The sequence below is a fragment of the Haemophilus parainfluenzae genome (genome assembly GCF_014931415.1).
GTDB lineage: Bacteria > Pseudomonadota > Gammaproteobacteria > Enterobacterales > Pasteurellaceae > Haemophilus_D > Haemophilus_D parainfluenzae_AF.
Genome location: NZ_CP063121.1, coordinates 303,020 through 316,138, shown reverse-complemented (window position 1 = coordinate 316,138; position 13,119 = coordinate 303,020). Strand labels below are relative to the sequence as shown.

At 41.1% G+C, this 13,119-nt stretch carries 10 protein-coding genes; 6 read left to right on the top strand and 4 right to left on the bottom strand.

Annotation, left to right across the window (positions count from 1 at the left end; translation table 11 throughout):
- Positions 1–51: 51 nt before the first annotated feature.
- From rlmB to rpsT, 3 genes are all read right to left on the bottom strand, one after another.
- On the bottom strand, positions 52–792 hold the full coding sequence (rlmB, locus tag INP93_RS01565) for a 23S rRNA (guanosine(2251)-2'-O)-methyltransferase RlmB (RefSeq protein ID WP_005698098.1): 741 nt from the start codon (positions 790–792) through the stop codon (positions 52–54).
- A gap of 78 nt (positions 793–870) precedes the next feature.
- Positions 871–3,216 carry a ribonuclease R gene (rnr, locus tag INP93_RS01560; protein WP_197544957.1) on the bottom strand — a complete coding sequence of 782 codons (2,346 nt, stop codon included), beginning with the start codon at positions 3,214–3,216 and terminating at the stop codon, positions 871–873.
- Between the two features lie 160 nt (positions 3,217–3,376).
- On the bottom strand, positions 3,377–3,640 hold the full coding sequence (rpsT, locus tag INP93_RS01555; RefSeq protein ID WP_005695217.1) for a 30S ribosomal protein S20: 264 nt from the start codon (positions 3,638–3,640) through the stop codon (positions 3,377–3,379).
- 266 nt (positions 3,641–3,906) lie between these two features.
- Between rpsT and murJ the strand changes: the two genes are divergently transcribed.
- Genes murJ through ileS form a run of 3 tightly spaced genes read left to right on the top strand, consistent with a single transcriptional unit; the run spans position 3,907 to position 9,316 of the window.
- On the top strand, positions 3,907–5,481 hold the full coding sequence (gene murJ, locus INP93_RS01550) for a murein biosynthesis integral membrane protein MurJ (RefSeq protein WP_197544956.1): 1,575 nt from the start codon (positions 3,907–3,909) through the stop codon (positions 5,479–5,481).
- 50 nt (positions 5,482–5,531) lie between these two features.
- A complete protein-coding gene (ribF, locus tag INP93_RS01545; protein WP_197544955.1) occupies positions 5,532–6,458 on the top strand; it encodes a bifunctional riboflavin kinase/FAD synthetase in 927 nt (308 codons plus the stop codon).
- A 32-nt stretch (positions 6,459–6,490) separates the two neighbouring features.
- On the top strand, positions 6,491–9,316 hold the full coding sequence (gene ileS, locus INP93_RS01540; protein ID WP_197544954.1) for an isoleucine--tRNA ligase: 2,826 nt from the start codon (positions 6,491–6,493) through the stop codon (positions 9,314–9,316).
- A gap of 103 nt (positions 9,317–9,419) precedes the next feature.
- On the opposite strand, the gene ypfJ is transcribed toward ileS, so the two are convergent.
- Positions 9,420–10,256 (bottom strand): KPN_02809 family neutral zinc metallopeptidase, encoded by an 837-nt coding sequence (ypfJ, locus tag INP93_RS01535; protein ID WP_197544953.1) that lies wholly within the window; start codon positions 10,254–10,256, stop codon positions 9,420–9,422.
- Between the two features lie 177 nt (positions 10,257–10,433).
- Here ypfJ and lysM point away from each other — a divergent pair, with 177 nt between their 5' ends.
- The 3 genes from lysM to clpP all read left to right on the top strand — a co-directional run bounded on the left by lysM (position 10,434) and on the right by clpP (position 13,113).
- A complete protein-coding gene (gene lysM, locus INP93_RS01530; RefSeq protein WP_197544952.1) occupies positions 10,434–10,874 on the top strand; it encodes a peptidoglycan-binding protein LysM in 441 nt (146 codons plus the stop codon).
- 213 nt (positions 10,875–11,087) lie between these two features.
- Entirely contained in the window at positions 11,088–12,386 is a 1,299-nt protein-coding gene (gene tig, locus INP93_RS01525; protein ID WP_197544951.1) for a trigger factor, read from the top strand.
- A 145-nt stretch (positions 12,387–12,531) separates the two neighbouring features.
- Positions 12,532–13,113, top strand: coding sequence for an ATP-dependent Clp endopeptidase proteolytic subunit ClpP (gene clpP, locus INP93_RS01520; protein ID WP_005695224.1), 582 nt, complete (start codon positions 12,532–12,534; stop codon positions 13,111–13,113).
- Positions 13,114–13,119 lie beyond the last annotated feature (6 nt).

Here is a 13,119-nt window from a genome sequence, read left to right as displayed (position 1 = left end):
ATGATTTATCGGCATTTTTTATATCAAGTGCGGTTATTTTTTCACGCATTTTTAGGCGGCAAGACGTTGTCTCACAATTTCAAATAAACATACGCCCGTCGCAACGGAAACGTTGAGGGATGAAACTGATCCCGCCATTGGAATACTAATGAGTTGATCACAATGCTCACGAGTAAGGCGACGCATGCCTTCACCTTCGGCTCCCATTACTAGGGCAAGAGAACCTGTGAGTTTACTTTGGTAAATGGTTTCTGTTGCTTCGCCAGCTGTACCCACCACCCAAATATTATGGTTTTGTTGTAGATCTCGCAAAGTACGCGCTAAGTTAGTAACACGAATTAATGGCACAGTCTCCGCAGCACCGCAAGCCACTTTACGTGCAATAGAAGTGAGCTGAGCGGATTTATCTTTTGGTACGATAACAGCACTCACACCAGCTGCATCCGCAGTACGTAAACAGGCTCCTAGGTTATGGGGATCCGTCACACCATCAAGCACCAATAAAAGAGGATTTTGTTTACGAGTAAGAAGTTCATCCAGATCATGTTCATTCAGCTCTTTCGCTTCTTGCACACGCGCAATCACTCCTTGATGCACTTCACCATTGGATTTTTTATCTAATGTTTGACGGTTTACAAATTGCACCGCAATGCCTAAAGCATAGAGCTCATTAAGTAACGGTTGCAGGCGTTTATCTTCACGGCCTTTCAGCACAAAAACTTCAATTAAACGTTCAGGGCTATTTGCTAAAATGCTGTTTACAGCATGGATACCATAGATATTTTCTGACATAGGGTTCTCTTGTTTATTCTTTTTGTCATTATCCTCCCTCTTTAGCAAAGAGGGGGAAGGGGATATTCAGTAAAAATATTATTTCTTCCGTTTTCTAGTCGGTTTCTTAGAAACATCTTTATTTTTAACCGCACTTTTACGTTTTTTAGATGCTTTAGGTGGTAGTTCCTTAAAGACTTTTTTTGCTTTTTGTTTTGCCGTTTTGCCAACACGACGTGGTTTTCTGGCACTTTCGACTAAACTAAAATCTACCATTTTTTGTTCTAAATGAACGGCGACCACGCGAATTTTGACTTTATCGCCAAGGCGATAAATCATACCACTATTTTCACCGATTAAACGTTGTTTAGCTGCATCAAATTGATAGTAGTCGTTATCTAAAGTGGAAATATGGACTAAGCCGTCAATGAATAAATCATCTAAACGTACAAATAAGCCAAAGCCTGTTACAGATGAGATCACTCCGCTAAATTCAGCGCCCACGTGATCTTGCATATATTCACATTTCAGCCAATCTGCTACTTCACGAGTGGCATCATCGGCACGGCGTTCAGTCATTGAGCAGTGATCACCTAATAAATCCATTTCATCAAAGGAATAATGATAGCCGCCAGTATCCGTCGTTTTACGTTTAGCGCCTTTTTCTTTTGCTAATAAATACTTAATTCCACGGTGAAGAGTTAAATCCGGATAACGACGAATCGGGGAAGTAAAGTGGGCATATTCCTCTAAAGCCAAACCAAAGTGACCGATATTATCCGCATGATAAACCGCTTGGCTTAATGAACGCAGTAACATGGTTTGAATGAGTTCGTGATCCGGGCGATCTTTCACTTGTTCTAACAATTTTGCATAATCTTTTGTGGTCGGTTTCATGCCACCTTCAAGGCTTAAACCACATTCACTTAAGAATGCACGGAAAGACGTCAGTTTCTCTTCACTCGGTGTGGCATGAATACGATAGAGTGCAGGCTCTTTATGTTTTTCCATAAAGTTTGCCGCTGCAATATTCGCAAGAATCATGCATTCTTCAATGATTTTGTGAGCATCATTTCGCACAACAGGCTCAATGCGATCAATTCGTCCCATGGCATTGAAAATAAATTTGGTTTCAATGGTTTCAAAATCAATAGCACCACGTTGTTTGCGTGCATTGAGTAATGCTTGATAGAGGTGATGCAATTCTTCTAAATGCGGCACTAGCCCTTGATAACGCGTGCGAAGTTCATCATCACCATCTAAAATTTCAGCGACTTTCGTATAGGTTAAACGAGCATGAGAATTCATTACTGCTTCATAAAAACGATAGTCTGTGAGTTTACCTTTGGCAGAAATGTGCATTTCACACACCATACACAAGCGATCAACTTGTGGATTCAGTGAACACAATCCGTTGGATAAAATCTCCGGCAACATTGGTACAACACGATTTGGGAAGTAAACGGAGTTACCACGGTTATAAGCTTCTGTATCTAATGCAGAACGTAAACGCACATAGTAGCTGACATCGGCAATTGCCACCCAAAGCTTCCAGCCTTTACCACTTTTTTCGCAATATACGGCATCATCAAAATCACGTGCGTCTTCGCCATCAATGGTAACCAGTGGCAGATTGCGTAAATCCACACGGCCTTTTTTCGCTTCTTCAGGCACTTCTTCCGTGAATTTTTTAACGTATTTTTCGACCGCACTTGGGAATTGGTGAGGGATGTCATGATTACGAAGGGCGATCTCCACTTCCATCCCTTTTGCCATATTGTCACCCAGAATTTCGGTGATGATGCCAACTGGCTGAGTGAAGGAGGCAGATCGTTCTTGCAATTCAACCACGACAACTTGTCCCATTCGAGCGCCATTGCGGTGCTCATTAGGGACTAAAATATCTCGTCCGATACGACTATCATCAGGCACAACATAGCTAAAACCATTTTCTAAGAAGAAACGGCCGACAATTTGTTTTTTGCGACTTTCAAGTACACGAACAATACGGACTTCACGACGACCACGACGATCCAAGCCAGCAGGCTGTGCTAACACAAAATCACCATGCATTACACGTTGCATTTGGTGATTAGGAATAAAGAGATCTTCTTTTTTGCCTTCGACTTGTAAAAAGCCATAGCCTTCGCGATGGCCAATGACCATGCCTTTGAATAAATCCAATTTTTCAGGCAAGGCATAGCGTTTACGTTTAGTGAAAACTAACTGTCCATCATTTTCCATGGCGCGCAAGCGGCGACGCATAGCTTCTTGTTGTTCGTCACTTTTAATTGAAAGTGCGGTCAGAATTTCTTCCCGACTCATCGGGGCATTATTTTCACGAATAATTTGCAGAATGTAGTCTCTGCTTGGGATCGGATTACCGTATTTGGCTAATTCTTTTTGATAATTTGGATCCGCTTTTTTAAAAGATTTTTTGGTCATTTATTATTTATTTTATGATTAATTTTTAAGTTGTGGGGTAGTTTACAGGTTAAAGGGGGGAATGCAAGCTCGTTATGGGGCGTTTGTGGCAGGACGGTTTACGGCAAACAAAAACCGCACTAAAGTGCGGTTTTATTTTTAAGCTGTTTTAGTGCTTTAATTACGCTAATTTTTTGATTTGAGCAGCTAATTTAGCTTTGTGGTTTGCTGCTTTGTTAGCGTGGATTAAGCCTTTAGAAGCCATACGGTCAACAACTTTTTGCATTTCAACGAATGCTGCTTCAGCTGCTGCTTTTTCACCTGCTGCTACTTGAGCATATACTTTTTTGATGTAAGTACGCATCATAGAGCGTTGGCTTGCGTTGTGTTGGCGGCGTTTTTCAGATTGAACCGCGCGTTTTTTTGCTGACTTGATATTAGCCAAGGTCAAACTCCTAAAATTTCTGTTAGATGATTATGACAAAATAAGGGCGTAGAATATGCCGATTTTTTATACTTTTGTCAATGAATAATTTGTGTTGATTTCGGTGAGACACAACCGAAAGTAAGCATCGTTATTTAAAAAAAGCGCTTTCTATTGGCTCACACAAACGATGTGGGCAGGATTTTATCAGTTTTTTTCGTTGGAATATAGCGTAAAAACAAAAATTCTATACAATTAAGGCAAATTTTTTTGAAGAGACCCCTATTTTGAGTAAACGACTTTTAAAATCCGGCATTATCGTGAGTGGGATGACATTAGTGTCCCGTGTGTTAGGTTTAGTCCGCGATGTGGTAATAGCACATTTGATCGGTGCAGGCGCAGCGGCAGACGTGTTTCTATTCGCTAACCGTATCCCAAACTTTTTACGTCGTTTATTTGCGGAAGGCGCATTTTCTCAGGCTTTCGTACCCGTATTAGCCGAATATCAAAAATCGGGCGATCTTTCTAAAACCCGAGAATTTATCGGGAAGGTATCGGGTACGCTAGGCGGATTAGTCAGTATTGTCACTTTACTTGCCATGGTGGGATCGCCTGTCGTTGCAGCGATCTTCGGGATGGGCTGGTTTACCGATTGGCTAAATGACGGGCCCGATGCACACAAATTTGAACAAGCGTCTTTACTCTTAAAAATTACGTTTCCTTATTTATGGTTTGTCACCTTTGTGGCACTTTCTGGGGCGATTTTAAATACGATAGGTAAATTCGGTGTGATGTCGTTCTCGCCTGTTTTGCTCAATATCGCCATGATAGCGACCGCACTTTTCCTCGCACCAAGATTAGATAATCCTGATCTTGCCCTTGCTATCGGGATCTTCTTAGGCGGTTTATTACAATTTTTATTCCAAATCCCTTTCTTGAAAAAAGCCGGCTTGCTCGTAAAACCAAAATGGGCATGGCATGATGAAGGGGTAGCCAAAATTCGTCGATTGATGATTCCGGCTTTATTCGGGGTTTCTGTAAGTCAAATCAACTTGCTGCTTGATACGGTCATTGCCAGTTTCTTAATGACGGGGTCTATTAGTTGGCTTTATTATTCTGATCGTCTATTAGAGTTTCCACTTGGGCTATTTGGTATCGCCATTTCCACCGTGATTTTACCGACGCTTGCTCGCCATCATGTGAATCGAGAAGACAATTCTTCCCAAAGTGCGGCTAATTTTCGCAACACCATGGACTGGGGCGTACGAATGATTTTATTACTTGGTGTGCCGGCTGCAATTGGTATTGCCGTGTTAGCCCAACCAATGTTATTGGTGTTATTTATGCGTGGCAGTTTTACCTTAACAGATGTGCACTCAGCTTCTTATTCCTTATGGGCATTCAATGCGGGTTTACTTAGCTTTATGCTGATTAAGATCTTGGCTAACGGTTATTACGCACGCCAAGACACCAAAACCCCCGTGAAAATCGGGATCATCGCTATGGTAAGCAATATGGGCTTTAACGTATTGGCGATTCCATTTAGTTATGTGGGGTTGGCGATTGCTTCTGCGATGTCGGCAACCTTAAATGCTTATTTACTTTATCGTGGTTTAGCGAAAGCGGATGTGTATCATTTTTCACGTAAAAGTGCGGTCTTTTTTCTGAAAGTTTTAGGTGCAGCCTTAGCCATGGGCGGCTTGCTTTGGTATAACTGCCCATCAATTGAAGAATGGGCAGCCATGACATTTTTAATGCGTATCTATTGGCTAGCTTGGTTAATCGGACTGGCTGCGGTCGTTTATTTAGGTGTATTGGTGCTATTGGGTGTTCGTAAACACCATTTACTGACAAAACATTAAGTTACCGCTATAATGCACCGATTATTTTTTGTTTTTTTGGATAAGATGTAATGCAATTAATTCGTGGGCTTTATAATACACAGCCATATTTGTCAGGGTGCGCATTAACCATTGGCAATTTTGATGGCGTGCATTTGGGGCATCAGGCGATTTTGCGTCATCTTCGTCAGAAAGCAAATGCACTGAATTTACCCATGGCAGTGATGCTTTTCGAGCCGCAACCGCGCGAATATTTTATGGGTGACAAAGCCCCTGCTCGCTTAATGCGGTTAAGAGATAAATTACATTATTTAGCTAAGGCGGGGGTGGATGTGGTGATCGTCGCGAAATTTGACCGCACTTTTGCTGATCTTCCTGCAGAACAATTTATTGAAGATTGGCTTGTGCGCAAATTAAATGTGAAGTTTCTCAGTATTGGGGATGATTTCAAATTTGGTGCGAAACGTTTAGGCAATTTTGCGATGTTGCAGCAAGCTGGAAAGCAGTTTGGTTTTGAAGTAGAAGACAGCCACACCTTCTGTTTAGATGAGTTGCGTATCAGTAGCACCGCTATTCGTGAAGCGCTGGCTAAAGATGATTTACAGCATGCGCAAAATTTACTCGGTAAGCCTTATCGTATTTTCGGTCGTGTGATCCACGGCAATAAATTAGGCCGCACCATTGGTTTTCCTACCGCGAATGTTCGTTTACATCGTCAAGTGAACCCAGTAAAAGGGGTTTATGCGGTGAAAGTGCGGTTGAAATCAGGTGAGATTTTTAATGGCGTCGCCAACATGGGAAAACGCCCAACTATTAACGGTACGATACAATTATTAGAAGTTCATTTATTTGATTTTTCTCAGAATATTTATGGACAAATGGTAGAGGTAGAATTCTGCCATAAGATTCGAGATGAGATAAAATTTCCGTCTTTTGAGGCGTTGAAAGCTCAAATTGAACAAGACGTAAAAACAGCGAAAGCATTTTTTGCAAAATAGAATTATATTGAAATATAAAATTGGAAAATAACATGACAGTTGATTACAAAAACACGTTAAATTTACCTGAAACAGGTTTCCCAATGCGTGGCGATTTAGCCAAACGCGAACCTGTAATGTTAAAAAATTGGTATGACAAACAGTTGTATCAAAAAATCCGCCAAGCCACGAAAGGTAAAAAATCCTTTATTTTGCATGATGGCCCTCCGTATGCGAACGGCAATATTCATATCGGTCACGCCGTTAATAAAATTCTGAAAGATATTATTATTAAATCTAAAACAGCGTTAGGTTTTGATTCGCCTTATATCCCGGGTTGGGACTGTCACGGTTTACCAATTGAATTAAAAGTAGAAGGTTTGGTGGGTAAACCAAATGAGAAAGTGACCGCTGCTGAATTCCGTCAAAAATGCCGTGAATACGCTGCAGAACAAGTAGAAGGTCAGAAAAAAGATTTTATCCGTTTAGGTGTGTTGGGTGATTGGGATAATCCTTATTTAACGATGAACTTCAACACCGAAGCAAACATCATCCGTACACTCGGTAAAGTGATTGCGAATGGTCACTTATACAAAGGTTCAAAACCAGTGCACTGGTGTTTGGATTGTGGTTCTTCTTTAGCAGAAGCAGAAGTGGAATACGAAGACAAAGTTTCTCCGTCTATCTATGTGCGTTTTCCTGCAGTAAATGTAGCCGAAATTGAAGAGAAATTTAACGCAGTAGGCAAAGGCTATGGCAAATTATCTGCCGTGATTTGGACCACTACACCTTGGACAATGCCATCTAACCGTGCGATTGCAGTAAATGCAGACTTAGAATACAACTTAGTACAACTTGGTGATGAGCGTGTGATCTTAGCTGCTGAATTAGTTGAGTCTGTTGCGAAAGCGGTGGGCGTAGAACAAGTTGAAGTGTTAGGTTCAGTAAAAGGTCAAGCACTTGAGTTAGTACGCTTTAACCATCCGTTCTATGATTTCACTGTACCAGTAATTTTAGGTGATCACGTGACCACTGATGGCGGTACAGGTTTAGTTCACACCGCACCAGACCACGGTTTAGACGACTTTATTGTAGGACAAAAATATAATTTACCAATGGCGGGTCTTGTATCGAATGACGGTAAATTTATTTCAACGACTGAATTCTTTGCAGGCAAAGGCGTATTTGAAGCCAATCCATTGGTTGTTGAAAAATTACAAGAAGTGGGCAACTTATTAAAAGTTGAGAAAATCAAACACAGCTACCCACACTGCTGGCGTCACAAAACCCCGATTATTTTCCGTGCAACACCACAATGGTTTATCGGTATGGAAACACAGGGTTTACGCCAACAAGCATTAGGCGAAATCAAAGGCGTACGTTGGATTCCAGATTGGGGTCAAGCACGTATCGAGAAAATGGTTGAAAACCGCCCAGACTGGTGTATTTCTCGTCAACGTACTTGGGGTGTACCGATGACCTTATTCGTGCACAAAGAAACCGAAGAGCTTCATCCGCGTACCTTAGAGTTACTTGAAGAAGTAGCGAAACGTGTAGAGAAAGCCGGTATTCAAGCATGGTGGGATTTAGACGAAAAAGAATTATTAGGGGCTGATGCCGAAACCTATCGCAAAGTGCCTGATACCCTTGACGTATGGTTTGACTCAGGATCAACCTATTCTTCTGTTGTCGCGAATCGTCCGGAGTTTAACGGTCAAGATATCGATATGTATTTAGAAGGTTCTGACCAACACCGTGGTTGGTTTATGTCTTCTTTAATGCTTTCTACGGCAACAGACAGCAAAGCGCCATACAAACAAGTATTAACCCATGGTTTCACCGTGGATGGTCAAGGCCGTAAGATGTCAAAATCTATCGGTAACATCGTGACCCCACAAGAAGTCATGGATAAATTCGGTGGTGATATTTTACGTTTATGGGTTGCATCTACCGACTATACCGGTGAAATGACTGTTTCTGATGAGATCTTAAAACGTGCCGCGGATAGCTATCGTCGTATTCGTAACACTGCGCGTTTCTTATTAGCGAATTTAAACGGTTTTGATCCGCAACGTGATGCGGTTAAACCGGAAGACATGATTAGCTTAGATCGTTGGGCGGTAGCTTGTGCGTTAGATGCACAAAAAGAAATCAAAGACGCGTACGATAACTATCAATTCCACACAGTAGTACAACGTTTAATGCGTTTTTGTTCTGTGGAAATGGGTTCGTTCTACCTTGATATTATCAAAGACCGTCAATACACCACCAAAGCGGATAGTCTTGCTCGTCGTAGCTGCCAAACAGCGTTATGGCACATTGCGGAAGCTTTAGTACGTTGGATGGCACCAATCTTGTCATTCACGGCAGATGAAATTTGGGGCTACTTACCACAAACAGCAATGCCACGTGCTGAATTTGTCTTTACTGAAGAATTCTACGAAGGCTTATTTGGTTTAGGCGAGAATGAAAAATTAGATGATGCTTACTGGCAACAACTGATTAAAGTTCGTTCTGAAGTGAACCGTGTATTAGAAATCGCCCGTAACGACAAAGTGATCGGTGGTGGTTTAGAAGCAGAAGTAACAGTTTATGCTAACGATGAATATCGAGCATTGTTAGAACAATTAGGCAATGAATTACGTTTCGTGTTAATTACCTCAAAAGCGGAAGTGAAACCATTAGCTGACAAACCTGCAGATGTAGCTACGGGAGAGTTAGAGGGAATTGCGGTAAGCGTTGCACGTTCTAACGGTGAAAAATGTCCACGTTGCTGGCATTATTCTGACAAAATCGGCGTGAATCCTGAACATCCGACACTTTGTCCACGTTGTGTGGAAAACGTAGCGGGTAACGGCGAAGTACGTCAGTTCGCGTAAGCTTAACACCATAAAGAAAAAGAGCGGTCAAAATTGACCGCTCTTTTTTTATGCTAAAATGCACAGAAATAAAAAAGGCTGACATGAATCAGCCTTAAAGATTTTATTGGTTAAAAGTATTACACACAGAAGGATTAGCGCTTTGTAAGCCTTTTCTGAACCATTCTAGACGCTGTGCAGATGTACCGTGAGTGAAACTATCCGGTACCACATAACCTTGGCTGCGTTTTTGTAAACGGTCATCGCCCACAGCTTCTGCTGCATTAAACGCTTTTTCTTCATCACCGCGTTCAAATAAACCACTTTTTACCGCTTGGCTCGCCCAAACACCAGCGAAACAGTCAGCTTGAAGTTCTAATTGAACGGAAAGTTGATTTGCCGTTTTACGATCACTGCTTTGTTGTGCGCGATTCACTTGCGGCAGAATGCCGAGCATATTTTGTACGTGGTGACCGACTTCGTGCGCAATCACATAAGCAAAGGCTGAATCACCTGCTGCACCCAGTTTATTTTTCATTTCATTATAGAATGATAAATCAAGGTAAACTTTGCGATCGCTCGGGCAGTAGAATGGACCCATTGCAGATTGACCCGTACCACAAGCGGTTGGCGTTACACCATTGTAAAGCACCATGGTTGGCTCGCTATAAGTTTTACCCATTTGTCTGAAATATTGTCCCCAAACGGTTTCAGTGTCTGCTAATACAACTTTAGAAAGACTCGCAAGTTGTTGTTCTTCTTTAGTTTCTAACTGTTGAGAGCTTTGTCCTGAAAAATCAGGCGTACCCACTAAGCCTGAAAGATCCACGCCATAATAAGCGCCGACTAAAAGAATGATAATACCGAGCACACCAGTGCCTTTTCCGCCACCGAAGTTACCGCCGCCAGAGCCACGTCTATCTTCAATATTTGAGCTTTCTCTACGACCTTCCCAACGCATAATTTGTCCTTTTTCAGTGAGTAAATTAAAAATCGGCGTATTCTATCAAAGTGCGGTCAATTTTAGATCAGTTTTCTTGAAATATTTACATAGCTTTACACTCTGATTTATAGACTTCTTAAGGGAATTTCAGTATCGTAATACTCCCTTAAACAAACATACAAAAGGAACTTTAAAATGGGTTTATTTGATTTTGTCAGTGACATTGGTAAGAAAGTTTTCTCTAAAGAAGAAGATGCATCTAAAGCAGTGACTCAACACATCGCGGAAGACAATCCAGGTGTAGAAAACTTATCTGTTACCGTTGAAAATGGTGTAGCAAATATCCAAGGTGTGGCGGCAAACGCGGCGGCATTAGAAAAAGCAGTATTAATGGCGGGTAACATTCAAGGTATCCACTCAGTAAAAAGCGATGCAAGCATCAATAACGGTGAAACCTTAGGCAGTGATGAAACATTTTATGTAATCCAAAAAGGTGACACCTTGTGGAAAATCGCTGAGAAAGCTTACGGAAATGGCGCGAAATATACCGCTATCGTTGAAGCTAACAAAGAAGTGATTAAAGACGCGGATAAGATTTTCCCTGGTCAAAAAATTCGTTTACCAAAAGGTTTATAATTCGATAAAAAGTGCGGTTATTTTTGACCGCACTTTTTTCTTTATCAAAAATTGTTGATAAATTGTGCAATTTTAGCTGGTTTTCTATTGAATTTTCCGGTTTCTATCGACTGTTTGATTTTCTTTCGCTATAATTTGGCGGTTTTTTATTTTTACAAACAATAACGTGTTCGGTGTGGTTTTTACCGAGTGCAACATTAATTGAGGTTACAAATGTCATTAAATATTGAAACAACTCAAGGTTTAGAGCGTCGTGTGACGATCACCGTTCCAGCTGAAGCTGTAGAAAAAGCAACTCGTGAAGAATTCAAACGTGCAGCAAAAAATGTACGTGTTGATGGTTTCCGTAAAGGTCACGTGCCAGCTCACATCATTGAACAACGTTTTGGCGCATCAATCCGTCAAGATGTATTAAACGATTTATTACCACGTCATTTCTTTGACGCAGTAATCGCTGAGAAAATCAACATCGCAGGTCGTCCAACTTTCGCTATCGAAACGTTCGAACCTGGTAAAGATTTATCATTCACTGCAACTTTCGAAGTATACCCAGAAGTTGAATTAAAAGGCTTAGAAAACATCAAGGTTGAGAAACCAACTGTTGAAATCACTGAAGCTGATATCGATAAAATGATCGATGTATTACGTAAACAACAAGCAACTTGGGTTGAAAGTAAAGCAGCAGCTAAAGCAGATTCTCGCGTAAAAATCGACTTCGTTGGTTCAGTAGATGGCGAAGAATTCGAAGGCGGTAAAGCAACTGATTTCGTTCTATTCATGGGCCAAGGTCGTATGATCCCAGGTTTTGAAGAGGGTATCGTAGGTCACAAAGCAGGCGAACAATTCGATATCAATGTGACTTTCCCAGCGGAATACCATTCTGAAAACTTAAAAGGTAAAGATGCAAAATTTGCGATCACCTTGAAAAAAGTAGAAGAAATGGAATTACCAGAATTAACAGATGAATTCGTTGCTAAATTTGGTCCAAACACCAAAACTGTGGCAGATTTACGTGCAGAAATCCGTAAAAACATGGAACGTGAATTGAAAAACGCATTAGTTTCACGTGTTAAACAACAAGTCATCAATGGTTTAATCGAACAAAACCCAATTGATGTTCCAGCTTCTGCAGTAGAAGAAGAAATCAATGTATTACGTAACCAAGCTGCACAACGTTTCGGTGGTAATGCACAACAAGCTGCACAATTACCACGCGAATTATTTGAAGCTGATGCAAAACGTCGTGTTCAAGTCGGTTTATTATTCTCTGAAGTGATCAAATCAAACGAATTGAAAGCGGATGAAGAACGTGCGAAAGCAATGATTGCGGATATCGCTTCTGCTTACGAACAACCAGCTGAAGTAGTTGAATATTACAGCAAAAATGAAGAGTTAATGAACAACATTCGCAACGTAGTATTAGAAGAACAAGCAGTTGATGCCGTTCTTGCTAAAGCTCAAGTGACTGAAAAAGCGTCTTCATTTGATGAGATCATGAATCCACAAGCATAATAATTGATAGAACGTGAATTAAATTCACAAGCATATCATCGAAAAGTGCGGTTGTTTTTTTCAATGAAAAGCGACCGCATTTTTGTTTTTACTGATTTTCGGGTAGAATATTGCCCGATTTTTTAGCACATATTTAGGGGCAAAAATGAGTGTAATTCCTATGGTTGTCGAACAAACCTCTCGTGGTGAACGTTCGTACGACATTTATTCTCGCCTATTAAAAGAGCGCGTGATCTTCTTGAGTGGTGAAGTAGAAGATCGTATGGCAAATTTGATCGTGGCACAGTTACTTTTCTTAGAATCAGAAGATCCGAAAAAAGACATCAATATTTATATTAACTCACCGGGTGGCTCTGTGACTGCGGGTATGGCAATTTACGATACCATGCAATTTATTAAACCGGATGTGCGTACCCTTTGTATTGGTCAAGCTTGCTCAATGGGCGCATTCTTACTTGCGGGTGGTACAGCAGGAAAACGTGCTGCATTACCGAATGCACGCGTAATGATTCACCAACCGTTAGGTGGTTTCCGTGGACAAGCATCAGATATTCAGATCCACGCACAAGAAATTTTAAAAATTAAACAAACCTTAAACGAGCGTCTTGCTTTCCATACTGGTCAAAGCATCGAGCGTATCGAAAAAGACACAGATCGTGATAACTTTATGTCGGCAGAAGAAGCAAAAGCTTACGGCTTAGTGGACGATGTGTTGATTAAACGTTAAGGATTT

Coding starts and splice junctions, on each gene's coding strand:
- ypfJ (WP_197544953.1), bottom strand. CDS start 10,256: ATGCGTTGGGAAGGTCGTAGAGAAAGCTCAAATATTGAAGATAGACGT.
- ribF (WP_197544955.1), top strand. CDS start 5,532: ATGCAATTAATTCGTGGGCTTTATAATACACAGCCATATTTGTCAGGG.
- clpP (WP_005695224.1), top strand. CDS start 12,532: ATGAGTGTAATTCCTATGGTTGTCGAACAAACCTCTCGTGGTGAACGT.
- rnr (WP_197544957.1), bottom strand. CDS start 3,216: ATGACCAAAAAATCTTTTAAAAAAGCGGATCCAAATTATCAAAAAGAA.
- tig (WP_197544951.1), top strand. CDS start 11,088: ATGTCATTAAATATTGAAACAACTCAAGGTTTAGAGCGTCGTGTGACG.
- ileS (WP_197544954.1), top strand. CDS start 6,491: ATGACAGTTGATTACAAAAACACGTTAAATTTACCTGAAACAGGTTTC.
- lysM (WP_197544952.1), top strand. CDS start 10,434: ATGGGTTTATTTGATTTTGTCAGTGACATTGGTAAGAAAGTTTTCTCT.
- rlmB (WP_005698098.1), bottom strand. CDS start 792: ATGTCAGAAAATATCTATGGTATCCATGCTGTAAACAGCATTTTAGCA.